Raw genomic sequence first — 22,313 nt, 5'->3', positions numbered from 1 at the left:
GGCAATTATGAAATTTGAAAAAGCCATGAGAAAGAAAGCCAAGCTACGGCTGGCACTTACCGGGCCGAGCGGTTCAGGAAAAACATACAGCGCTCTCCTAATTGCAAAGGGGATCGGCGGCAAGATAGCTGTTATTGATACCGAAAAGGGTAGCGCCTCGCTCTATTCTGACATCGCAGAGTTTGACGTTTTGGAGCTGGAGCCACCCTTTTCACCTGAGCGCTTCATTGAGGCTATCCAGGCAGCCGAGGATGCCGGGTATGAGACGTTGATCATCGATAGTATCACCCACGAATGGGGCGGTGTCGGCGGGTGCCTGGAACTGGTCGATACCATCGCAAAGGCAAAATACCGCGGCAACAGCTGGTCTGCATGGAGTGAAATCAACCCTCGCCACCGCTTGTTCCTCGACGCAATTTTACGTTCGCCTATGCACATCATTGCAACCATGCGCAGTAAGACTGAAACGGCACAGGTAGAAGAGAACGGCCGTAAGAAGGTCGCGAAACTTGGCATGAAGTCTGAGCAGCGTGACGGCGTTGAATATGAGTTCACCACCGTGCTGGATATTGCCCATGAAACGCATCATGCGATCGCAAGTAAAGACCGTACAAAGCTGTTCTCCAATTCAGACCCGCTGGTTATCAGCGAATCGACCGGAAAAATGCTTCTCGACTGGCTGGAATCCGGAATTAACCCTAGCGAAGAGATTTTGAACGGCTTTACTTCAGCAATAGCTGAAGCCGACCTTGGCGCGCTGGAGAGATACTGGAAAAGCGCAGATCGACGCCTCCTGGGCCACCCGGAGCACGATAAAGCGAAACACGTTTACCAATTAAGAAAAGCAGAACTGGAGCAAACAGCATGAGCAGCAAAGGCGTTAATAAGGCAATCATCGTAGGTCGATTAGGTCAGGATCCGGAAGTGCGCTATGCGCCTTCTGGCGCTGCGTTTGCCAACCTTACAGTTGCCACATCAGAGCAATGGCGAGATAAGCAAACAGGAGAGCAGAAAGAGCATACAGAATGGCATCGTATCGTACTGAGTGGGAAGCTGGCAGAGATTGCCGGCGAGTACCTGCGGAAAGGCTCTGAGGTTTATTTGGAAGGAAAGTTGCGCACTCGCAAATGGACAGATCAGTCAGGAGTCGAGAGGTACTCTACAGAGGTTCTGGTTGGCGTTGGAGGCACGATGCAAATGATAGGAGGAAAGCGCGAACGAGATAGCCAACCAAAGCAACAAAATAGCCAGACACAACAGCATAAGCAGGATAGCGAACACTCTATGGAATTCGACGACGATATTCCCTTCTAGGTAACTCAAAGCCGCAGGTAACCACTCATGAAAGAACAATACGCGGAAATAGTCGCGGGATGCCTTGCGGCTTTTGACAGCCTAAAGCGCGGAGAAACTCACGAACGCTCCAACAAGATGATGACCAGGACAGCCGCTAAAAACGCGGCTTTTTTATTGCCTGAACTTCGACCTGCCAGTGAGAAAACGAAGATGGATAAAAACACCAAAACCATATCGGTAGTTCGCATCGTCGGAAGCTGCTGGGAGTTCCCAGACGGCCAGAGAATCCCTGATTTTTGGAAAGCTGACCAGAAGGCCAAGGCGCTCGGCATGTCGCTTGAAAGGCATCAGAAATGGCGCTTTAGCGAAACTGAATAGGAAGCATCATGTTCGGACTATTTCTTCTCATCTGCACTACCGGCGCGGATATCTGCAGCTATCAATCTGCTGGCTACATCTACCCGGATTACCAGAACTGCACTGCTGACATCGCCGCGCAAAAACTCCCCTCTTCTTACGAATGCCTGCCAGTTGATGCTGTGGTGCGGGCTAAGGATGACCTATGACAGAAGTATTGACCTATGAAGCCCTGAAGGCTGAGCGCGATGCGCTGACTGTCGAGAATGCGGCGTTGAAGCTGTCGCGCGAGACTCTTGCAAAGAATGCACTGGAAACCTGCAATGACGTGTTCTCCGCCGGATATCACAGCCCGGCGCTGCATCGCGGGCTAATGGAATCCACTGGTAACCGCAACACGTACCCTAACCCGATATCAGCACTGGTCAATGAGGCCGTTCGTGAACTCGAAACCCCAGCCACCTCCGCAGCACTTGCCGCTATAGAGTTACGGACAATTGAGCGTTTCGCTGATGTGATGCATCAACGCGCCATCGACACATCAGACAGTCGGACTAAAAGCTGCATGAGCGCAGCAGAGATGATGGCTCGCTGCTATATCACCACTGAGCTGCGTGAGGCCAAATAATGGAAAATAAAATGAAAAAATTTGAACTTGTAGCCGAAATGACAAAAGAGTTTTTCGGTAAAAAATTATTCCGCATTCGCGCTCTCATTTCTTTTGGTGATGTAGAGAAAGGTGATTTGGGCGGCTGGATAGAAAAGGAGGAGTCTCTGGATCAGTCCGGCAATGCGTGGGTGTCCGGCAATGCGCGGGTGTACGGCGATGCGCGGGTGTACGGCAATGCGCGGGTGTCCGGCAATGCGTGGGTGTCCGGCGATGCGTGGGTGTACGGCAATGCGCGGGTGTCCGGCAATGCGTGGGTGTACGGCGATGCGCGGGTGTCCGGCAATGCGCGGGTGTACGGCGATGCGCGGGTGTACGGCAATGCGCGGGTGTCCGGCAATGCGTGGGTGTACGGCGATGCGCGGGTGTCCGGCAATGCGCGGGTGTACGGCAATGCGTGGGTGTCCGGCAATGCGTGGGTGTCCGGCGATGCGTGGGTGTACGGCAATGCGCGGGTGTCCGGCAATGCGTGGGTGTCCGGCGATGCGTGGGTGTACGGCGATGCGCGGGTGTCCGGCAATGCGCGGGTGTACGGCAATGCGTGGGTGTCCGGCGATGCGTGGGTGTCCGGCGATGCGCACTTTATTACTATCGGCCCAATCGGCTCTGAAAACGGAATGCTTACCGCATTCAGACAGCGCGACAACTCCATTGTGGTTTGCCGCGGTTGTTTCTCCGGCACGATCGATGAATTTGAATCTGCGGTTAATGAGCGTCATAGCGATAGCGTTGATGGTCAAATTTATCGTGCTCTGATTCCCGTCATTAAAATGCGATTGGCGGATGTAGAGACGGAGGCCAAATGAAAGAGCTCAACTTTGACCCAACCGATCCGAACAAGATGAAACTCCCTTCTGGCAAGACGTGCGGAGACTGTGCGCATATTCGCCGGTGCAAGGCAATTTTCGGCCACGTTGAAACTGACACATATTGCGACTGGTCGCCATCGCGCGCGGTATTCATGGACAGGGTGGAGGTGCGTGATGCCAGCAAATGAACTGAAGCCAAAAGAGCCGATGGTCGTCAGCTTCTCCGGCGGCCAGTCGTCGGCGTTCATGTGCGACTTCCTGCTGCAGAACTATGCCGATGACTATGAATTCCATTTTGTCTTTGCCAATACAGGACGCGAACATGACGAGACTCTTTCTTTTGTTGATGCTTGCGATAGGCATTTCAAGCTTAATCTACGTTGGCTGGAAGCTGTGGTTACTAGTGAGCACGGCAAAGGCGTTAGGCATAATACCGTGACATTCGAAACCGCAGCGCGGAACGGCGAACCATTCGAGCAGTTGATCAGCGTCGAAGGTATCCCCAATGTGTCTCGGCAGAAGTGCAGCGATTATCTGAAAACCCAGACGATCAGGTCATGGATGCGTGAAGTTGGCCTGGCTCGCCGCGGCTGGTCTGCAAAGACGGCGATCGGTATGCGTGCTGATGAGCCTCAGCGGGCCGATATGGATAAGGCATCAACGAAACGCTACAACCTTGTTTATCCGCTCTGCCACTGGGGCGGATTCGACAAGCAGGACGTGAACGACTTCTGGGACGCCATGCCGTTCAAGCTGAACATCCCACCCCACCATGGAAACTGCCTTACTTGCTTCAAGAAGAGCGATGCAAAGCTGTACCTGATCGCCCATGAACATCCGGAGTGGTTCGCATGGAATCGGGAGATGGAGCAGAAGTTCGGCATGGTGAAGGCCGTCAGCGGACACACATGGTGGCGGCGTAAGCGCGATACCGATCAGCTTATGGCCGATGCACAGCTTGAAGACCGGCAACGGCTTATCTATCTGACTAAAACCAACCCTGACGACGGCGACGGCTGCACTTCATCGTGTGAGCCGTTTCAGAACGCTGATGAAAACGAATTTGAAAAAGAGGATGTGGCATGAACGAAAAACTATGCAGTGACGATTTAAAAATCATCAAGCACCAAATAATTTTCAAGAAAAGCCATCCAGAAATTATTGAGTTTATGGTGCGTCAATTCGGCCTTGAAAAGAAAGAAGCAGAAGAGGTTTTCAAGCAGTTGGTAACCGAAGTCCACCACGACCAGAAAAATATTCGCTATGGCGATTCTTGAGGAGACCCAGCATGGCTAAGCGCAAGAGCAACGAAGCATCCCCTCACATCGATCCGAATTGGCCAAAGTGTCACTTCAAAACAATGACGCTGCACGAGTCTGATTCAGACATGAGCGGCAATAGTGATGGTTTTCAGTGCGACCACTGCGGCCATGAAGTCGGACTTGTTGAATGGAATGAAGCCCAGGAGAAAGCATTATGAGCACTTGGATTTTGATTGTCGTGGCGATGGGTGGATATAACGGAACGTCGCCTGCGGTTGGATTTCAAGAATTTAACTCTCAAGGGGCATGCGTCATGGCTGCCAATGAAGTCGGACGACTTGCTGACGTCAAATATTACTTCAAAACTGCATGCGTTCAAAAGGGGTAATTTCACATGGACAAAAAGCTGAGCGAACTGAGCAAGCCTGCTGCGTGATGATGTATAATCCTCCCCAATAGGAGGATCCCATGTCATACAATCTCGGCAATCTGCCAAAAGAAGAAATGGATAAAGTGAACGTTGACCTTGCTGCGTCAGGCGTTGCTTACAAAGAGCGCATGAACCAGCCGGGTATCGCCGACCAAGTGGCGCGAGAGCAGCCTGAGCATCTGCGGGAGTATTTCCGCGAGCGCGTGGCTCACTACAGAGAGGTGAGCAAAAGGCTACCTACCGGATCCGCGCCGGTGTATCAGCAAATGGCCGAGACCAACGGCAAGAAGTAACGATCAATCTACCCACTACAAACCTCGCATCTGCGGGGTTTTTTATTGCCTGGAGAAAACCAATGACAGTTCTTCATATGCCAACAGAAAAACGCTTCCCAAAGGCTGGTGAGCTGGCTAGCCGTATTAGAGAGATGATTATCGAGTACAACGGGGAGATAGGCCTGGCCGAGGCTCTAGGCGTGTTGGAGTTAGTGAAAATCGAGTTAATTAATGGACAGGAGATTAACCATGGCTGACATCATCGACAACGCACAAGAGCAGGAGCAGTTGATCATCACTGCCGCATTATCTAACAGATCTAAGCCGTCAATGGTGTTTACTGGCCGCTGTTATTGGTGCGGAGAGACCATCAGCAAAGGTAATTTCTGTCTCGGAGATAGTTGCGCAGAAGACTACGAACGCAGAATAAAAGCAGACAGTCAGCGAGGTGTTGCATGAGAACAAAACAAAGCGCCCTGCTCGTCTATGACGGTCGCATAATTACCATTTATCTCGGTGCGGCTGACGATGAAGAGTACGCGGGAAAGATGGCGATTCTCGAGCAGATAGTCAAGCCTGGTGTAAAGCTCGTCGCCGAGCAATCAACCCTCGTCTCACACAATCCGGCAAACATCACAATGCAGTAGGTGCCAATGGACAAATACAGCCTTTCACGCAGTGAGGCCTGTAACTTCCTTGGCATCTCAGCACCTACACTGACTAGCTGGATACGTTCTGGAAGATTGCAGGCAACAAGAAAAGACCCATCAAAAAACAAATCCCCCTACCTAATCACTCGCCAAGCCTGTATTGCCGCGCTTAACAATCCGATCCACACTGTGCCGGTGAGCGCGGATGATGCACATGAGGAGAAAGCAGCATGTCATTATTCCGCCGAGGGGAAACCTGGTACGGGAGTTACACGTCGCCAAGCGGCAAAAGAATTAAGGAGTCGCTTGGGACTAAGGACAGACGCCAAGCGCAGGAGTTGCACGACCGCAGAAAAGCTGAACTTTGGAGAATAGACCGACTTGGAGATTTCCCTGAAGTCACATTTGAAGAGGCGTGCTTGCGCTGGCTGGAAGAAAAGGCGCACAAGAAATCACTCGATGCAGACAAGGGCCGGATCGGATTCTGGCTCATTCATTTTGAAGGGATTTTGCTGAAGGACATAACTGAGGCAAAGATTTACACAGCAGTTAGCAGGATGACGAATAGGAAGGCAGAAGAAAGGTGGGCGCTAAGAACTGAAGCTCTTGCCAAGAAGGGAATTGAGATTGAGCCACGGAAGGCTGAGGCTGTATCTACCTCAACCAAGGCCAAACATCTGGCACTCATGAAGGCATTAATGCGTGCTGCAGAGCGAGATTGGAAGTGGATAGAGAAGTCACCTGTTATCAAGGTGCCACAGGAAAGGAATAAGCGTGTCAGGTGGCTTGAGCCAGCTCAGGCGCAAAGGCTTATTGATGAGTGTCCTGAGCCACTTAAATCCACCGTGGAGTTCGCTCTTACTACTGGCCTTCGACGGTCTAACATCATCGAGCTTGCATGGTCGCAGATCGACATGCAAAGGAAGGTGGCTTGGATTTATCCAGAGGATAGCAAATCAGGACGGGCAATTGGCGTCGCCCTCAACGACACCGCTTGCGCCGTTCTGCGGAGACAAATAGGAAATCATCATCGCTGGGTGTTCGTTCACAAAGACCCAGTGAGGAAAATGCGAGTAGATTCTAACACTGCGTGGCGTGCGGCGTTAAGGCGCGCTGGCATTGATGATTTCCGTTTCCATGATCTTCGACACACATGGGCTAGCTGGCTGATCCAATCCGGGGTTCCGCTTTCTGCGCTTCAGGAAATGGGCGGCTGGGAGAGCATAGAAATGGTCCAGAGATATGCTCACCTTGCACCTAACCATCTAACTGAGCATGCGAGGCAAATTGATGCGATTTTCGGAGGTTTAGTCCCAAATCTGTCCCATGATGAAATTGATAAGACGGGACGAAAGGCGTAACTCATTGATACTTAATGGTACGCCCTACAGGGCTCGAACCTGTGACCTACGGCTTAGAAGGCCGTTGCTCTATCCAACTGAGCTAAGGGCGCATGGGGATGCGGCAACCTGTGGTTGCGGGTTGGGATTATACGGTCAGAGATCATTGAGTCAATGCCTTTTCATGACGTTACGGCGGTAGCCGCGCTTTATGGCGTTTTTTCAGCCATTGCCTGCAGCCTCCGGTACCACGCGCTCAGGCGCAGCCGCCACGAAGGCCGGGCTTCACGCCTGCCGAGCTGGTGCAGCGCAATCAGCTGCGCCATCTCCGCCGGATGCAGCGAAGAGTCGAATACCGTTTCCCCCACGTGCTTCGGCGGTTCCGGCAGGCTGTTCGCCTGGTGATGCAAAGGGTAAAGCCGGATGATGGCCATCATGATTTGTCCTCCCCCACTCCCCTGACGTTCATGATCTCAGCTTACCCAGGCGCAGATAAAAAAGGCGTAGAGGATCATTCTGTTGGTATAAAAAAAGCGTAAATCGGCAGGGGCAAACGGCAACCGGGTGATTCTGCGCCTGACAGCGCGCTCAGCTTCTGACAAAATAGCGCCATCCCCGCTTTTCTTAATTGATGGATTTCCTCACCGATGGCAGCAAAGATTATTGATGGTAAAACGATTGCGCAGCAGGTTAGAAACGAAGTGGCTGAGCAAGTTAAACAACGTCTGGCGGCAGGTAAACGCGCCCCGGGCCTGGCGGTGGTGCTGGTCGGTGAAAACCCGGCCTCGCAGATTTATGTCGCCAGTAAACGCCGCGCCTGCGATGAAGTGGGTTTTCTCTCCCGCTCCTACGATCTGCCCGTCACCACCAGTGAAGCTGAACTGCTGGCGCTGATCGACCAGCTGAACGCCGACGCGGAAATCGACGGCATTCTGGTGCAGCTGCCGCTGCCGGCCGGCATCGATAACGTCAAGGTGCTGGAACGCATTCATCCCGACAAAGACGTCGACGGTTTCCACCCGTACAACGTCGGCCGCCTGTGCCAGCGCGCGCCCAAGCTGCGCCCGTGCACCCCGCGCGGCATCGTCACCCTGCTGGAGCGCTATAACATCGATACCTACGGCCTGAACGCCGTAGTGGTCGGCGCGTCCAACATCGTCGGCCGGCCGATGAGCATGGAGCTGCTGCTGGCCGGCTGCACCACCACCGTCACCCACCGCTTTACCAAGAACCTGCGTCATCACGTTGAAAACGCCGATCTGCTGGTAGTGGCGGTCGGTAAGCCGGGCTTTATTCCGGGCGACTGGATCAAACCGGGCGCCATCGTGGTGGACGTCGGCATCAACCGGCTGGAAAGCGGCAAAGTGGTCGGCGACGTGGATTTCGACGCCGCCAGCCAACGCGCCGCCTACATTACCCCGGTGCCGGGTGGCGTTGGCCCGATGACCGTTGCTACACTGATCCAAAATACCTTGCAGGCCTGCGAGGAATATCACGACGTTCAACCTAAATAAGTAAGGCAGTATGGAAATTTTCAATCTGGATAATCACCCCCATGTCGAACTCTGCGATCTGCTGAAGTTCCAGGGCTGGTGTGAAAGCGGCGGCGCCGCGAAAGAAGCGATCGCCGAAGGGCGGGTCTTGGTGGACGGCAAAGTCGAAACCCGCAAGCGCTGCAAAATCGTCGCCGATCAGGTGGTGGCGTTTAACGGCGGAAAAGTGACGGTCAAACCCTAACCCCGTCCCATAGAAAAAGGCGCTGAGTTCAGCGCCTTTTTTGTTTGCTTCCCGCCGCCTTACTTACGGCGCCAGGTGGTGCCCTGCGGGCCATCTTCCAGCACGATGTTCATCTCATTCAGGCGATCGCGCGCGGCATCCGCCAGCGCCCAGTCCTTGGCTTTGCGCGCATCGTTGCGCTGCTTGATCAGCGCTTCAATTTCCGCCACTTCGCCGTCGTCAGCCTTGGCGCCGCTCTGCAGGAACTGTTCAGGCTCCTGCTGCAACAGGCCGAGCACCTTCGCCAGCTTGCGCAGTTGCGCCGCCATGCCGTTGGCCGCCGCCATGTCTTCACCCTTCAGGCGGTTGACTTCGCGCGCCAGATCGAACAGCGCCGAATAGGCTTCAGGGGTGTTGAAGTCGTCGTCCATCGCCTCGCGGAAACGGGCTTCGAAGGCTTCGCCGCCGGCCGGCCGGGCGCTGGCGTCGGTGCCGCGCAGCGCGGTGTACAAACGCTCCAGCGCGGTGCGCGCCTGCTTCAGGTTCTCTTCGCTGTAGTTCAGCTGGCTGCGATAGTGGCCGGACATCAGGAAGTAACGCACCGTCTCGGCGTCGTAATGGCTGAGTACGTCGCGGATGGTGAAGAAGTTATCCAGCGATTTGGACATCTTCTCTTTGTCGATCATCACCATGCCGGAGTGCATCCAGTAGTTGACGTACGGGCCGTCGTGCGCGCAGCTGGACTGGGCTATCTCGTTCTCGTGGTGCGGGAACATCAGATCGGAACCGCCGCCGTGGATGTCAAAATGGGTGCCAAGCTGCTTGCAGTTCATGGCGGAACACTCGATATGCCAGCCCGGGCGGCCTGCGCCCCACGGCGACTGCCAGCTCGGTTCGCCCGGCTTGGACATCTTCCATAGCACGAAGTCCATCGGGTTGCGCTTCACGTCGTCGATTTCAACGCGCGCGCCGGCCTGCAGCTGGTCCAGATCCTGGCGCGACAGCAGGCCGTACTGCGGGTCGCTGTCGATCGAGAACATCACGTCGCCGTTGCTGGCCACGTAGGCGTGATCGCGATCGATCAGGCGCTGGGTGATCTCGATGATCTCGGCGATATGCTGGGTGGCGCGCGGCTCTTGGTCCGGGCGCTCAATCAGCAGCGAATCGAAGTCGGCGTGCATTTCCGCCAGCATGCGCTCGGTCAGTTGATCGCAGGTTTCGCCGTTTTCCGCCGCGCGGCGAATGATTTTGTCGTCCACGTCGGTCACGTTGCGCACATAGTCCAGCGAATAGCCGAGATAGCGCAGGTAGCGCGCCACCACGTCGAAAGCGACAAAGGTACGCCCGTGGCCGATATGACACAGGTCATAGATGGTTACCCCGCACACGTACATGCCAACTTTACCGGCATGAATGGGTTTGAATTCCTCTTTTTGACGACTCAGGGTATTAAAAATCTTTAGCATCGGGACATTCCGTGGTGTGCGTGATAACAAAAATGTAATTAGGCTGTTCACCCAGTAGCGTATTGAAACCCGAAGGCCGATCTAATGCAAGGTTAAGGCCATGCTTTGCCGGGCTGGGCCATTGAAAACGGTGAAAAATTCGCGATCGGTGAATCTGTTATATTATAACAAAAAAATTTGCCGCACACAGCGCCAGGTTTAGCCCCTGCTGACTCAGTCTGGGAGATATGTTATAAGGTCGGTCTGAATGTTCACCCGCTCTACGTGACGTCTCACTTTATCTTGTTAGGACTAAAACTATGGTTACTTTCCACACTAATCACGGCGACATCGTTATCAAAACTTTTGCTGACAAAGCGCCGGTTACCGTTGAAAACTTCCTGAACTACTGCCGCGCAGGCTTCTACGACAACACCATCTTCCACCGTGTTATCAATGGCTTCATGATCCAGGGCGGCGGTTTTGAGCCTGGCATGAATCAGAAAGCCACCAACGCGACCATCAAAAACGAAGCCAACAACGGCCTGAAAAACACCATCGGCACCCTGGCAATGGCGCGCACCAACGATCCGCACTCCGCGACCGCACAGTTCTTCATCAACGTGGCAGACAACGACTTCCTGAACTTCCGCGGCGAAAACGCGCAGGGTTGGGGCTACTGCGTATTTGCCGAAGTGGTTGAAGGCATGGACGTAGTCAACAAGATCAAAGGCGTGAAAACTGGCCGCAGCGGCATGCACCAGGACGTTCCGGTAGAAGACGTTGTGATCAACAGCGTTACCGTCAGCGAGTAATCGCGGCTGCATGAGTACGCTGTTCATCGCAGACTTGCACTTGTGCGCACAGGAACCGGCAATCACTGCCGGTTTTCTGCGTTTTTTACGGCGCGAAGCGGTCCACGCCGATGCGCTGTACATTCTCGGCGATCTGTTTGAAGCCTGGATCGGCGATGACGATCCCGAGCCGCTGCACGCTGAAGTCGCCGCGGCGCTGAAGGCGCTGCAACAGGCAGGCGTACCCTGCTACTTCATTCACGGCAACCGCGATTTTTTGTTAGGCAAGCGCTTCGCCCGCGCCAGCGGCATGCAGCTGCTGCCGGAAGAAAAAGTGCTTGAGCTGTACGGCCGCCGGGTGCTGATCCTGCACGGCGATACCCTCTGCACCGACGATCAGGCTTATCAGAAGTTCCGTCGCAAGGTGCACAATCCGCTGATCCAAAAGCTGTTTCTGGCCCTACCGCTGCGCTGGCGGCTGAAGATCGCCGCCAAAATGCGCGCCCGCAGCCAGCAAACCAACCAGTACAAGCCGCAAGCCATCATGGACGTCAACCCGCAGGCGGTTGAGCGCGCGATGCAGCGCCACGGCGTGCACTGGATGATCCACGGCCACACCCATCGCCCGGCGGTGCACCGGCTGAGCCTCAACGACGGCGAGGCCCAGCGCGCGGTGTTGGGCGCCTGGCACGTTGAAGGTTCGATGATCAAAGTCAGCGCAGACGCCGTCGAGCTGATCCAGTTCCCGTTCTGACCCGCCACGTAAAAAATTCGCGATTTCGACGGCGAAAACCGGCGACGCAACCGTTTTCCTCGCCGCGCGCTCATGGTATGCTCTACGCCCTCATTCGGCCCCTGCGGCCGACGCTTGCATAATCACAGGAGCCTTACACCCATGGGAGCCAACGCCGCTTCAGCCACCCACGCTGAGGTTAAAATCGCAATTGTAATGGGATCGAAAAGTGACTGGGCCACCATGGCGTTCGCGGCCGAAGTCCTGACCATGCTCGATGTCCCGTTTCATGTCGAAGTCGTTTCCGCTCATCGCACGCCAGACAAGCTGTTCAGCTTCGCCGAACAGGCCGGCGCCAACGGTTTTGACGTGATCATCGCCGGTGCGGGCGGCGCTGCGCACCTGCCGGGCATGCTGGCGGCGAAAACCCTGGTTCCGGTGCTGGGTGTGCCGGTGCAAAGCGCCGCGTTGAGCGGCGTCGACAGCCTGTATTCCATCGTGCAGATGCCGCGCGGCATCCCGGTCGGCACCCTGGCGATCGGCAAAGCCGGCGCGGCCAACGCCGGCCTGCTGGCGGCGCAGATCCTGGCGTTGCACGACGCCGCGCTGGCGCAGCGGCTGGCGGACTGGCGCCGCGCGCAGACCGAAGAAGTGCTGAATAACCCGGATCCGCGGGAGGAAGCATGAAGCCGGTTTGCGTACTGGGTAACGGCCAGCTGGGGCGCATGCTGCGCCAGGCCGGCGAACCATTGGGCATCGCCGTCTATCCGGTCGGCCTCGACGCCGAGCCGGAAGCCGTGCCCTACCAAAACAGCGTTATCACCGCCGAAATCGAACGCTGGCCAGAAACCGCGCTAACCCGCGAACTGGCGATCCACAGCAGCTTCGTTAACCGCGACATCTTCCCGCGCCTGGCCGATCGCCTGACGCAAAAACAGTTGCTCGATCAGCTCGGCCTGGCTACCGCCCCCTGGCAGCTGCTGGCCGGCGCCGCCGAATGGCCGCAGGTGTTCGCCACCCTCGGCGAACTGGCGATCGTCAAACGCCGCGTCGGCGGTTACGACGGCCGCGGCCAATGGCGCCTGCGCCCGGGCCAGGAAGCCGAGCTGCCGGCCGACGCCTACGGTGAGTGCATCGTCGAGCAGGGCATCAACTTCTCCGGTGAAGTGTCGCTGGTTGGCGCGCGCGGGCATGACGGCCACTCGGTGTTTTATCCGCTGACCCACAACCTGCATGAAGACGGCATCCTGCGCGCCAGTGTGGCGTTGCCGCAGCCCAATGCGGCGCTGCAGCAGCAGGCCGAACAGATGTTGGCGGCGATCCTGAACGAGCTGAACTACGTCGGCGTGATGGCGATGGAGTGCTTTATTGTCGGCGATCGTCTGCTGATTAACGAGCTGGCCCCACGGGTGCACAACAGCGGCCACTGGACGCAAAATGGCGCCTCCATCAGCCAGTTTGAGCTGCATCTGCGCGCCATTCTCGCGCTGCCGCTGCCGAAGCCGGTGGTGAGCACCCCGTCGGTGATGGTTAACCTGATCGGCACGGCGGTGAATCAGCAGTGGCTGGCGCTGCCGCTGGTGCACCTGCACTGGTACGAGAAAGAGGTGCGTGCGGGCCGCAAGGTTGGCCACCTGAACCTCAACGATCCGAGCGCGGCCGCCCTGCAACAGGCGCTGCGGGAACTGGCGCCGCTGCTGCCGGGTGAATACCAAAGCGGCCTGGCCTGGGCGCAGCAGAAGCTGGTTTAAGCCTACCGCCGATAACACAAAAAGGGTGCAGTTCACTTTTGAACTGCACCCTTTTTTGTTGCCGCAGAGATTAACGCGAGCCGATTTTACGCAGCGGTTTGCCGGCCATCAGGTTGCGTTCGATATGTTCCAGCGAGATATTTTTGGTTTCCGGGATCAGCGCCAGCGTGATGAAGATAAACAGCACGTTGAGCGCCGCGTAAACCCAGAAGGTGTAGGCGCTGCCCAACGAATTCAGCATGGTCAGGAAGGTCGCCCCGACGATCATGTTGGCGATCCAGTTGGTGGCGGTAGAACAGGTAATGCCGAAATCGCGGCCTTTCAGCGGCTGGATCTCCGAGCACAGCACCCAGATCAGCGGGCCGGCGCTCATGGCGAAACCCACGATAAACATCAGCAGCATAATGACAGCGAAGTATTGCATCGCCGGCGTACTCATGCCGAGGCTCATCATGCTCCCCAGCGCGCCCATACCGACCGCCATCACGATAAAACCGAGGATCAGCGTCGGCTTACGGCCCCAGCGGTCAACCAGACCAATCGCGATAAAGGTGGCCAGCACGTTGACCAACCCGACAATCACCGTCCCCCACATCTGCTGCTCGGTGCTGGCAAAACCCGCCAGACCGAATATTTTCGGCGCGTAATACATGGTGACGTTCATGCCGGTGAACTGCTGCATCACCTGCAACAGAACGCCAAGGAACACCGCGCGGCGAAAGTTTTTATTGTCTTTGAACAGCGCCCAGCCGCTCTGCTTCAGCTTGAGGCTTTCGCGAATTTCGTTCAGTTCATGCTGCGCCTGCGCACTGCTGTCGCGCAGCTTTTCCAGCACCTGCCGCGCCTGTTCATGGCGGTTGCGCGAGGCCAGCCAGCGCGGGCTGTCCGGCAGGAAAAACACGCCGACCAACAGCAGCCCGGCGGGAATGGTGATGACCCCCAGCATCCAGCGCCAGGCGCCGGTGTAGCTGAAGGCGGTGTCTGACAAATAAGCCGCCAAAATGCCGATGGTGATCATCAGTTGATACATGGAAATCATGCTGCCGCGAATTTTCTCCGGCGCAATTTCAGACAGATAAATCGGCGCCGTATAAGAAGCAATGCCCACCGCCAACCCCAGCAACACGCGGGAAACGATCAGTATTTCCACGTCGGGCGCGAACGCCGAACACAGCGACCCCGCCACAAACAGGATCGCGCCGATCATCAGGCTGTATTTGCGCCCCAGGCGGAAGTTCATCCAGCCACTGCCGACCGCGCCGACCGCCGCCCCAAACATCATTGAACTGACCACCCACTCCTGCTGGGAACTGGTGATATTAAACGACTCGGTAATAAACGGCAGAGCGCCCGCAATCACGCCGATATCCAGGCCAAACAGCAACCCGGCTAACGCAGCCAGAAAACAGACGAAAAAAGTCATACCGGCATTATCCTGGCTTTTTGCAGCCGGCGCCGCTTTGGCGGTAGCACTCATACAGCCTCCAATAATAGGTAACGTTCATCAGTTAGCGCCATGATAGGAGGCAATCCGTTGACGGTAAGTGAGTGCGATCACATTAGTGGAAACGGTTACATTATTTTTGTATTGCAAGAAAAACGCCGCACCGGCTAAAAAAATTCGTAACCCGCTAATAAAATGTCGCTTATTCTATTGTCGTCACTTTAAAAATAAAACACGCAGAACATTAACGCCGTGCAATTAAACGTTCCCTCAGCTGATCATCATAAAATTTGTAAGCGATTTCACTGGCAATCAAAAGCAGCGACAGGGAGAGCGTTAATCAGGGGTGCCTCGCGACGGTAAAGCGGAAAGAAGATCGGAAGCGGATCCGGCCCCGGTGACGGGCCGGATCACCGCTGGCGGCGAATTACCCGTCGTAGCTGCGGAACAACGCTTGCCCACGCAGCAGGCGCACGCCGAGCCAGCCGCCGCACAGCGACAGCAACAGCGCGCTGAACAGCGGCAACGCCCACCACAGCACCGGCGTCGGCGCCCAGGGGAAGTCGAACACCCGGCTTTGCAGCAGCCACAGCGCCGCTTCCGCGCCGACCGCCGCCGCAACGCCCGCCACCAGCCCCAGCAAAGCGAACTCGCACCACAGCGTGCTGCGCAGCAGCCGCTTGCCGGCGCCCAACGTGCGGTACACCACCAGCTCCTGCCGCCGCTGCCGCATGCCGACCTGCACCTGCGCCATCAGCAACAGACCGCCGCACAGCACCACCAGCACCACCATCACCTCCAGCGCGCGGCTGACCTGCTGCAGCACGCCGCCGACCTGTTTCAGGATCGAGCCGATATCCAGCAGGCTGAGCGTCGGGAACTGGCGATTCAGCTGGGTCAGCATCTGGCCGTCGCCGTCGTAACGGAAGCTGGTCAGCCAGGTTTGCGGCTGGCCGTCCAGCGCGCCCGGCGGGAAGATAAAGTAGAAGTTCGGCTTCAGGCTTTCCCAGTCCACCTGCCTCAGGCTGGTGACTTTAGCGCTGAAGGATTGGGTATCGCCGCTGAAGGTCAGGGTGTCGCCCAGCGAGATCTTCAGGCGCCCGGCGATGCCTTGGTCCATCGACACCTCGCCGGCCTTCGGCGGCCAACTGCCCGCCACCAGCGGGTTATGATCCGGCAGCTGCGCCAGCCAGGTCAGGTTCAGCTCGCGGTTGACCGCCTCGCCGCCCGGATCGTCCTCATGCACCCGCTCGGTGGCCACCTGCTGGTTGATCTCGGTCAGGCGCACCCGCACGATCGGGTAATAGGTCTCCGGCTTGATTCGATGCTGCTGCAGGAAGCTCTGCACCTGCGGCACCTGGGCCTCGGTCATATTCAGCAGGAAATAGTTCGGGCTGTCCGGCGGCAGCTGCTGTTGCCAGCGCTCCAGCAGGTCACCGCGCAGCACCAGCAACAGCGCCAGCAGCATGAACGACAGAGAGAACGCCGCCAGCTGGCTGACGGTGACCCACGGCTGGTGCAGCAGGCGGTTGACCGCCAGCCGCAGTGCCAGGCTCTTCAGCCTGATGCGGCGCAGCAGCAGCAGGCTGCCCCAGCCAATGCCGCCCAGCAGCAGCGCCAGCACCAGGATGCCGGCCAGAATGGCCCACAGTAGCGTACTGGCCCCCATCAGCGCGGTCAGCAGCGCCACCACAATCACCGCCGTCGCCGGCAGGAAATAACGCAGCGGCCAGACGTTGGCCACCACGTCGCGGCGCAATACCCGCAGCGGCTGAGTAGCCAGCAGTTGCCGATACGGCCGCAGACCGACCAGCAGCGAAATCATCACCAGCGCGCCCAGCGCCCACAGCCATGGCCAGGCGCCGGCCGCAGGCAGCGCCGCCGGCAGCACCGGCGCCAGCAGGCGGATCAGCAGCGCCTCGAACGCCAGCCCGATCGCCCCGCCGCACACCGCCGCCAACAGCATCACCGCCAGCCACTGGCCGACGATCAGCCTGCGTAGCGCCCCGCGCCCTGCCCCCAGCGTTTTCAGCACCGCGATCAGATCATAGCGGCTGCGGCAGTAGTGGCTCATCGCCACCGCCACGGCGGCGATCGACAGCAGCAACGTCAATAATGCCGACAACAGCAAGAACTGCTGGGAACGCTGCAGCGATTTGCCCAGCGCGCTGCCGGACTCTTGCAGACCAAACCAGCGCTGATCCGGCGTCAGCTGCGGCGTCAGGCGCTCTTCGTAGCGTTCGATATCCTGCGGCGCACCGGCGAACATGTAGCGATAGGTCAAATGGCTGCCCGGCTGCACCGCGCCGGTTTTATCGACGTCCGCCAGGTTGATCATGATGCGCGGCGCGGTCTGGAACGGGTTGAAGCCGGAATCCGGCTCCTGAACGATCTCCCCGGCGATGCGCAGGCGGGTGTCGCCGACCTCAAGCATATCCCCGATCTTGACGTTGAGCAGCGCCAGCAGACGCGGCGCCACCAGCACGGATCCCGGCTCAGGTTTGGCGTTGGCCGGGCGCGTTTCCAGCTTGCCGTACAGCGGGTAGGCCAGGTCGGTGGCCTTGACGTCCGCCAGTTGCGGCCGGTCACCGGCGTAGGTCATGGTGGTGAACGACAGCTGGCGGCTCACCTTCAGCCGCTGCTGCTGCGCATCCAGCAGCCAGCCTTCCGGCACAGGATGCGCGCTGCGCAATACCCGATCGCCGGCGATAAAGTCGCGGCTCTGCTGGCTCAGCCCTTTGTCCATGCGGTCGCTGATGCTGCCCAGCGCCAGCACGCAGGCCACCGACAGCGTCAGCGCCAGCCAGACGATCAGTAATGACGGGGAGCGCCATTCCCGCCAGAACCAGCGCCAGATCATGCTTCCTCCCACAGCTTGCCTTCACGCAGCCGCAGCCGCCGCTGGCAGCGCGCCGCCAGGGTTTCGTCATGGGTGACCAGAATCAGGGTGGTGGCGAAATCCCGGTTGAGGGAAAACAGCAGGTCGGCGATGCGTTCGCCGGTTTGGCGATCCAGGTTGCCGGTCGGTTCGTCGGCGAACAGCACCCGCGGCCGACCGCTGAAGGCGCGCGCCAGCGCCACCCGCTGCTGCTCGCCGCCGGACAGCTGCGCCGGCAGGTGATCGAGCCGCTTGCCCAGCCCCAGCTGTTCCAGCAACTGCACCGCCTGCTCACGGCTTTGGCGATCGCTCTCGCCGCGCAGCAGGGCCGGCAGCTGCACGTTTTCCAGCGCGTTCAGCGTCGGCACCAGCATGAACGACTGGAATACGAAGCCGACGTTTTTGGCGCGCAGCGCGGCGCGCCCCTCTTCATCCAAGGCGGTCAGCGACTCGCCCAGCAAATGCACCGCCCCCTCGCTGCCGTCGTCCAGCCCGGCGAGGATGCCCAGCAGCGTCGATTTGCCCGATCCGGATTCGCCGATCAGGGCAATTGTCTGCGCGGGTTTGACAACCAGCTCGACTCCGGTAAGGATGGTGAGCTGATGCTCACCCTGACCAACGTGTTTACTAAGATGATGAACTTCAAGAACGTTTTCCGCTGGCATCTTCCCTTCCTTTTGCTGTTGGGATTATTCAGTTTACGCGCTGTCGCCGCCGATACCTTATTGATTTTGGGCGACAGTTTAAGCGCCGGCTACCGCCTGCCGGTAGCGCAAGCCTGGCCGACGCTGTTGGCCGGGCAATGGCAGAAAAAACCGGGCGAACCGCAGCTGGTCAACGCCAGCATCAGCGGCGATACCGCGGCGCAGGGCCTGGCGCGCCTGCCGGCGCTGTTGAAACAACACCAACCGCGCTGGGTGCTGATCGAACTGGGGGCCAACGATGGTCTGCGCGGTTTCCCGGCGCAGGACCTGCAGCGCGATCTCGGCCAAATCATCACCCTGGTGCAACAGGCCGGCGCCCAGCCGTTGCTGATGCAGATCCGCATTCCGCCGAACTACGGCCGCCGCTATACTGAGGCGTTCAGCGCAATTTACCCGGCGCTGGCCAAGCAGTTCAATATCCCGCTGCTGCCGTTCTATATGGAACAGGTGGTGGTGAAAGCGGAATGGATGCAGGACGACGGATTGCACCCCAATCGGGACGCCCAGCCGTTTATCGCCACCTGGATGGCGGAACGTCTGGAACCTCTAGTAAAACATGAGTCTAATTAAATAGGGCCGTACTCTAGGTAAAGTTATGCAAAAAGCGGTATTGATAACCGGCTGTTCCAGCGGAATTGGCCTGATTGCGGCGCAGGATCTGCGCAACCGCGGCTACCGGGTGTTGGCGGCCTGCCGCAAACCGCAGGACGTGGAAAACATGCGTCAGCTTGGGCTGGAAGGCATCGAGCTGGATCTGGACGACAGCGCCAGCGTCGAAAACGCGGCGGCGCAGGTGATTGCGCTGACCGGGGGCCGCCTGTATGGCCTGTTCAACAACGGCGGCTTCGGGGTTTACGGCCCGCTGAGCAGTATTTCGCGCAGCCAGCTGGAGCGGCAGTTCGCCACCAACCTGTTCGGCACCCATCAGCTCACCCAGCTGCTGCTGCCGGCGATGCTGCCGCACGGCGAAGGGCGCATTATCCAAACCAGTTCGGTGATGGGGCTGGTGTCCAGCGCCGGTCGCGGTGCCTACGCCGCCAGCAAGTTTGCGCTGGAAGCCTGGTCCGATGCGTTGCGCATGGAGCTGCACGGCAGCGGCATTCAGGTAAGCCTGATTGAACCGGGGCCGATCGCCACTCACTTTACCCAGAACGTCAACCAAACGCAGAGCGACAAACCGGTGCATAACCCCGGCATCGCCAGGCGCCTGACGCTGCCGCCGGAGGCCATTCTGCCCAAGCTGCGCCACGCGCTGGAAAGCCCAAGGGCCAAACTGCGCTACCCGGTTACCCTACTGGCGCATGCGCTGAGCGTGCTGCGCCGTATCCTGCCGGGCCGCTGCCTGGACTGGCTGCTGCGCAGCAACGGTTAATTTGGCCGCCGGGGTTGAAGAATGGCGGCGCGCCCCCATCTACACCTCAATGGCTCCGCAAGATCAGAGAGAAAATACATGCTAGCTCAAGCTGTTGTTGATATTAACGAAACTAACCTGCACCAGACGCTGGAACAATCGATGTCCATTCCGGTGCTGTTCTACTTCTGGTCAGAGCGCAGCCAACACTGCCTGCAGCTCACGCCGGTGCTGGACAAGCTGGCGGCGGAATACGCCGGGCAGTTCGTACTGGCCAAGGTGGACTGCGACGCCGAACAGATGATCGCCTCTCAGTTTGGTTTGCGCTCCATCCCGACGGTATACCTGTTTAAAGACGGTCAGCCGGTCGACGGTTTCCAGGGCCCGCAGCCGGAAGAGGTGATTCGCGAATTCCTGCAGCGTTTCCTGCCGAAGGAAGAAGATCTGAAGCTGGCGCAGGCGATGGAACTGCTGGCGGAAGGCAAGGCCGCCGAGGCGCTGCCGCTGCTGAAGGACGCCTGGCAGTCAAGCCAGCAGCGCAGCGACATCGGCCTGACGTTGGCGGAGACCCAAATCGCGCTAAACCGCAGCGAAGACGCCGAAGCGGTGCTGGCGACCATCCCATTGCAGGACCGCGACACCCGTTATCAGGGCCTGGTGGCGCAAATTGAGCTGCTGAAGCAGGCGGCCGACACCCCGGAAATCCAGCAGCTGCAACAACAGGTTCAGCAGCAGCCGGACAACGTGGATCTGGCGGTGCAGCTGGCGCTGCAGCTGCATCAGGTCGGGCGCAACGAAGAGGCGCTGGAGCTGCTGATGGGCCATCTGAAGAAAGATCTGGCCGCCGCCAACGGCAATGCGCGCAAGACGCTGATGGATATTCTGGCCGCGCTGGGTACCGGCGACGCGCTGGCGGCCAAATATCGGCGTCAGCTGTATTCTTTATTATATTAATCCCGCCATCCCCAATGGATTTTTCGTCGCATCCAGGCGGCAAACGTGAGAAGCCCTGGGAGCTTAGATAACTAAGTGACCAGGGTTCGAACGTGCAGCCAACAACGATGCGGCGGGAAAGACGAGGGGGATTAGCGGTAAACCCGCACCCCGCCCTCCACGCCCGTCGGGCTGAACACCACCTGCCACAGCTGAATATTGCGCGAGCGAAACGCGCCGGCGCAGGCATTCAGATAGTAAGTGAACATCCGTTCGAAGCGTTCGGAATAGTGCCCGGACAATGCCGGCCACGCCCGTTTGAAGTTGTCGAACCAGGCCATCAGGGTGCGGTCGTAATCCGCGCCGAAATTGTGCCAGTCCTCCATCACGAAACGCCCTTCGCTGGCTTCGGCAATGTGCCGCACCGACGGCAGACAGCCGTTGGGAAAGATGTATTTGTCGATCCAGGCGTCAACGTTGAGGTCGGTCTGATTCGAACCGATGGTGTGCAGCAGGAACAGGCCGTCGGGCTTCAGGTTGCGCGCCGCCACGCTGAAGTAGGTGTCGTAGTTTTTCGGCCCGACGTGCTCGAACATGCCGACCGAGACGATGCGGTCAAACTGGCGGTTCAGATCGCGATAATCCTGCAGCAGGATCTCGACGTCCAGCCCACGGCAGCGCTCCTGCGCCAGCTTTTGCTGTTCGGCCGAAATGGTCACGCCGTGCACCGAGACGCCGTAGTTTTCCGCCGCGTACTGCGCCAGCCCGCCCCAGCCGCAGCCGATGTCCAGCAGCGACATGCCCGGCTTGAGCTGCAGCTTCTCGAAGATCATTTTCAATTTGTCTTGTTGCGCCTGCTCCAGCGTCTCGGCCTGTTTCCAGTAGCCGCAGGAGTATTGCATGTAAGGATCGAGCATCGCCCGAAACAGGTCGTTGCCGATGTCGTAATGCTCTTTGCCCACCAGCCAGGCGCGTTTGCGCGATTGGCGGTTAAACAGCCGGGCATAGGCGATGCGCGCAATGTCGCTCAGGCTTTTCGGCAGCCGCTCATCGACGCCGGCCTGCAATATGCGCGCAAATAACCCATCCAGCCGATCGCAGTCCCACCAGCCGTCCATATAGCTTTCACCGAAGCCGAGCGAGCCTTCCTGCAGGATGCGTTTGAACAACGCCGGGTTATGCACTTTGATATCGCAGGGGCGATTGCCATTGATGGCGATGCCGGCTTGCGCCAGCATTTCCTCCACAATGCGATACCAGCGATCTTTTTTTGAGGCGAGTTCGTCAACACTGATCGAATCCATAACAATCCTTGGCGCGAGATGTCATTTCAAAAAGCATAGTCGCAAATAAAAATGACAAATATTTGAAGTTAAAAGCGGCGAGACATTTACTCTAGCCAATGCGGACAACGTCATGAAATGAATTAAAATTATTGGGAACATGCCAATTAGGCATAATCTTCGTCATCGATCCCT

At 57.9% G+C, this 22,313-nt stretch carries 31 protein-coding genes, 1 tRNA gene and 1 pseudogene; 26 read left to right on the top strand and 7 right to left on the bottom strand.

What is annotated here, in order from left to right; genetic code table 11:
* Positions 1-7: 7 nt before the first annotated feature.
* The 17 genes and pseudogenes from KHA73_RS05785 (at position 8) to KHA73_RS05705 (ending at position 7,107) form a co-directional block, all read left to right on the top strand.
* Positions 8-868: an ATP-binding protein gene (locus KHA73_RS05785; protein WP_234589467.1), complete on the top strand. Its 861-nt coding sequence runs from the start codon at positions 8-10 to the stop codon at positions 866-868.
* Positions 865-1,314, top strand: a complete 450-nt coding sequence (ssb, locus tag KHA73_RS05780; RefSeq protein WP_234589466.1) for a single-stranded DNA-binding protein — start codon at positions 865-867, stop codon at positions 1,312-1,314. Before KHA73_RS05785 ends, ssb begins: the two co-directional genes overlap by 4 nt.
* A 27-nt stretch (positions 1,315-1,341) precedes the next feature.
* Positions 1,342-1,674, top strand: a complete 333-nt coding sequence (locus tag KHA73_RS05775; protein ID WP_234589465.1) for a hypothetical protein — start codon at positions 1,342-1,344, stop codon at positions 1,672-1,674.
* A gap of 8 nt (positions 1,675-1,682) precedes the next feature.
* Complete coding sequence (locus KHA73_RS05770) at positions 1,683-1,862, top strand: hypothetical protein (protein ID WP_234589464.1); 180 nt, start codon at positions 1,683-1,685, stop codon at positions 1,860-1,862.
* The gene (locus KHA73_RS05765) at positions 1,859-2,281 is read left to right on the top strand and encodes a hypothetical protein (RefSeq protein WP_234589463.1); all 423 of its coding nucleotides are present in this window, start codon (positions 1,859-1,861) and stop codon (positions 2,279-2,281) included. The genes KHA73_RS05770 and KHA73_RS05765 overlap by 4 nt, the downstream gene beginning before the upstream one ends.
* Before the next feature lie 11 nt (positions 2,282-2,292).
* Entirely contained in the window at positions 2,293-3,126 is an 834-nt protein-coding gene (locus KHA73_RS05760; RefSeq protein WP_234589673.1) for an LbetaH domain-containing protein, read from the top strand.
* Positions 3,123-3,317 (top strand): hypothetical protein, encoded by a 195-nt coding sequence (locus KHA73_RS05755; RefSeq protein ID WP_234589461.1) that lies wholly within the window; start codon positions 3,123-3,125, stop codon positions 3,315-3,317. The genes KHA73_RS05760 and KHA73_RS05755 overlap by 4 nt, the downstream gene beginning before the upstream one ends.
* The gene (locus KHA73_RS05750; protein ID WP_234589460.1) at positions 3,304-4,215 is read left to right on the top strand and encodes a phosphoadenosine phosphosulfate reductase domain-containing protein; all 912 of its coding nucleotides are present in this window, start codon (positions 3,304-3,306) and stop codon (positions 4,213-4,215) included. Before KHA73_RS05755 ends, KHA73_RS05750 begins: the two co-directional genes overlap by 14 nt.
* Positions 4,212-4,406, top strand: a complete 195-nt coding sequence (locus KHA73_RS05745; RefSeq protein ID WP_234589459.1) for a hypothetical protein — start codon at positions 4,212-4,214, stop codon at positions 4,404-4,406. Before KHA73_RS05750 ends, KHA73_RS05745 begins: the two co-directional genes overlap by 4 nt.
* A gap of 11 nt (positions 4,407-4,417) precedes the next feature.
* Entirely contained in the window at positions 4,418-4,609 is a 192-nt protein-coding gene (locus tag KHA73_RS05740; RefSeq protein ID WP_234589457.1) for a hypothetical protein, read from the top strand.
* Positions 4,606-4,779, top strand: coding sequence for a hypothetical protein (locus KHA73_RS05735; RefSeq protein ID WP_234589456.1), 174 nt, complete (start codon positions 4,606-4,608; stop codon positions 4,777-4,779). Before KHA73_RS05740 ends, KHA73_RS05735 begins: the two co-directional genes overlap by 4 nt.
* An 80-nt stretch (positions 4,780-4,859) precedes the next feature.
* On the top strand, positions 4,860-5,114 hold the full coding sequence (locus tag KHA73_RS05730) for a DNA polymerase III subunit theta (protein WP_234589672.1): 255 nt from the start codon (positions 4,860-4,862) through the stop codon (positions 5,112-5,114).
* Positions 5,115-5,176: 62 nt separating this feature from the next.
* Positions 5,177-5,353: a hypothetical protein gene (locus KHA73_RS05725; protein ID WP_234589671.1), complete on the top strand. Its 177-nt coding sequence runs from the start codon at positions 5,177-5,179 to the stop codon at positions 5,351-5,353.
* On the top strand, positions 5,346-5,555 hold the full coding sequence (locus KHA73_RS05720; RefSeq protein ID WP_234589670.1) for a TraR/DksA C4-type zinc finger protein: 210 nt from the start codon (positions 5,346-5,348) through the stop codon (positions 5,553-5,555). The genes KHA73_RS05725 and KHA73_RS05720 overlap by 8 nt, the downstream gene beginning before the upstream one ends.
* Positions 5,552-5,743, top strand: a complete 192-nt coding sequence (locus KHA73_RS05715) for a hypothetical protein (protein ID WP_234589669.1) — start codon at positions 5,552-5,554, stop codon at positions 5,741-5,743. Before KHA73_RS05720 ends, KHA73_RS05715 begins: the two co-directional genes overlap by 4 nt.
* A 6-nt stretch (positions 5,744-5,749) precedes the next feature.
* Positions 5,750-5,884: pseudogene (locus tag KHA73_RS05710) on the top strand (helix-turn-helix domain-containing protein); the annotation flags it as partial.
* Between the two features lie 92 nt (positions 5,885-5,976).
* Entirely contained in the window at positions 5,977-7,107 is a 1,131-nt protein-coding gene (locus KHA73_RS05705; RefSeq protein ID WP_234589668.1) for an integrase, read from the top strand.
* Between the two features lie 15 nt (positions 7,108-7,122).
* On the opposite strand, the gene KHA73_RS05700 is transcribed toward KHA73_RS05705, so the two are convergent.
* Together KHA73_RS05700 and KHA73_RS05695 are read right to left on the bottom strand one after the other, a co-directional pair.
* Positions 7,123-7,199 (bottom strand) — tRNA-Arg (locus KHA73_RS05700).
* A gap of 96 nt (positions 7,200-7,295) precedes the next feature.
* Positions 7,296-7,523: a hypothetical protein gene (locus tag KHA73_RS05695; RefSeq protein WP_234589667.1), complete on the bottom strand. Its 228-nt coding sequence runs from the start codon at positions 7,521-7,523 to the stop codon at positions 7,296-7,298.
* 210 nt (positions 7,524-7,733) lie between these two features.
* On the opposite strand from KHA73_RS05695, the gene folD reads away from it, so the two are divergent.
* Both folD and ybcJ read left to right on the top strand, forming a co-directional pair.
* Positions 7,734-8,600 (top strand): bifunctional methylenetetrahydrofolate dehydrogenase/methenyltetrahydrofolate cyclohydrolase FolD, encoded by an 867-nt coding sequence (folD, locus tag KHA73_RS05690; RefSeq protein ID WP_234589665.1) that lies wholly within the window; start codon positions 7,734-7,736, stop codon positions 8,598-8,600.
* A 10-nt stretch (positions 8,601-8,610) separates the two neighbouring features.
* Positions 8,611-8,823 carry a ribosome-associated protein YbcJ gene (gene ybcJ / locus KHA73_RS05685; RefSeq protein WP_234589664.1) on the top strand — a complete coding sequence of 71 codons (213 nt, stop codon included), beginning with the start codon at positions 8,611-8,613 and terminating at the stop codon, positions 8,821-8,823.
* A gap of 59 nt (positions 8,824-8,882) precedes the next feature.
* On the opposite strand, the gene cysS is transcribed toward ybcJ, so the two are convergent.
* Positions 8,883-10,268 (bottom strand): cysteine--tRNA ligase, encoded by a 1,386-nt coding sequence (gene cysS / locus KHA73_RS05680; protein WP_234589662.1) that lies wholly within the window; start codon positions 10,266-10,268, stop codon positions 8,883-8,885.
* A gap of 299 nt (positions 10,269-10,567) precedes the next feature.
* Here cysS and ppiB point away from each other — a divergent pair, with 299 nt between their 5' ends.
* The 4 genes from ppiB to purK all read left to right on the top strand — a co-directional run bounded on the left by ppiB (position 10,568) and on the right by purK (position 13,525).
* Entirely contained in the window at positions 10,568-11,062 is a 495-nt protein-coding gene (gene ppiB, locus KHA73_RS05675) for a peptidylprolyl isomerase B (RefSeq protein ID WP_025301816.1), read from the top strand.
* Between the two features lie 10 nt (positions 11,063-11,072).
* On the top strand, positions 11,073-11,795 hold the full coding sequence (gene lpxH / locus KHA73_RS05670) for a UDP-2,3-diacylglucosamine diphosphatase (protein WP_234589660.1): 723 nt from the start codon (positions 11,073-11,075) through the stop codon (positions 11,793-11,795).
* Positions 11,796-11,936: 141 nt separating this feature from the next.
* A complete protein-coding gene (gene purE, locus KHA73_RS05665) occupies positions 11,937-12,461 on the top strand; it encodes a 5-(carboxyamino)imidazole ribonucleotide mutase (protein WP_234589659.1) in 525 nt (174 codons plus the stop codon).
* The gene (gene purK, locus KHA73_RS05660; protein WP_234589657.1) at positions 12,458-13,525 is read left to right on the top strand and encodes a 5-(carboxyamino)imidazole ribonucleotide synthase; all 1,068 of its coding nucleotides are present in this window, start codon (positions 12,458-12,460) and stop codon (positions 13,523-13,525) included. Before purE ends, purK begins: the two co-directional genes overlap by 4 nt.
* Positions 13,526-13,595: 70 nt before the next feature.
* On the opposite strand, the gene KHA73_RS05655 is transcribed toward purK, so the two are convergent.
* From KHA73_RS05655 to ybbA, 3 genes are all read right to left on the bottom strand, one after another.
* Positions 13,596-15,002, bottom strand: coding sequence for a sugar porter family MFS transporter (locus KHA73_RS05655; protein ID WP_261082639.1), 1,407 nt, complete (start codon positions 15,000-15,002; stop codon positions 13,596-13,598).
* 394 nt (positions 15,003-15,396) lie between these two features.
* Positions 15,397-17,829 carry a putative ABC transporter permease subunit YbbP gene (gene ybbP / locus KHA73_RS05650; protein ID WP_234589655.1) on the bottom strand — a complete coding sequence of 811 codons (2,433 nt, stop codon included), beginning with the start codon at positions 17,827-17,829 and terminating at the stop codon, positions 15,397-15,399.
* Complete coding sequence (gene ybbA / locus KHA73_RS05645) at positions 17,826-18,512, bottom strand: putative ABC transporter ATP-binding protein YbbA (protein WP_234589653.1); 687 nt, start codon at positions 18,510-18,512, stop codon at positions 17,826-17,828. Before ybbA ends, ybbP begins: the two co-directional genes overlap by 4 nt.
* Here ybbA and tesA point away from each other — a divergent pair.
* The 3 genes from tesA (at position 18,483) to KHA73_RS05630 (ending at position 20,856) form a co-directional block, all read left to right on the top strand.
* A complete protein-coding gene (gene tesA / locus KHA73_RS05640) occupies positions 18,483-19,121 on the top strand; it encodes a multifunctional acyl-CoA thioesterase I/protease I/lysophospholipase L1 (protein ID WP_234591192.1) in 639 nt (212 codons plus the stop codon). The two genes, ybbA and tesA, sit on opposite strands and share 30 nt — an antisense overlap.
* A 25-nt stretch (positions 19,122-19,146) precedes the next feature.
* The gene (locus KHA73_RS05635) at positions 19,147-19,923 is read left to right on the top strand and encodes an SDR family oxidoreductase (RefSeq protein ID WP_234589651.1); all 777 of its coding nucleotides are present in this window, start codon (positions 19,147-19,149) and stop codon (positions 19,921-19,923) included.
* A gap of 78 nt (positions 19,924-20,001) precedes the next feature.
* The gene (locus KHA73_RS05630; protein WP_234589650.1) at positions 20,002-20,856 is read left to right on the top strand and encodes a co-chaperone YbbN; all 855 of its coding nucleotides are present in this window, start codon (positions 20,002-20,004) and stop codon (positions 20,854-20,856) included.
* Between the two features lie 131 nt (positions 20,857-20,987).
* On the opposite strand, the gene cfa is transcribed toward KHA73_RS05630, so the two are convergent.
* Positions 20,988-22,139 (bottom strand): cyclopropane fatty acyl phospholipid synthase, encoded by a 1,152-nt coding sequence (gene cfa / locus KHA73_RS05625; protein WP_234589648.1) that lies wholly within the window; start codon positions 22,137-22,139, stop codon positions 20,988-20,990.
* Positions 22,140-22,313: the final 174 nt, after the last annotated feature.

Source organism: Serratia entomophila (genome assembly GCF_021462285.1).
Taxonomy (GTDB): Bacteria; Pseudomonadota; Gammaproteobacteria; order Enterobacterales; family Enterobacteriaceae; genus Serratia; species Serratia entomophila.
Note: the sequence above shows the minus strand (reverse complement) of the source record. Positions and strands in the feature narration are given on the sequence as shown.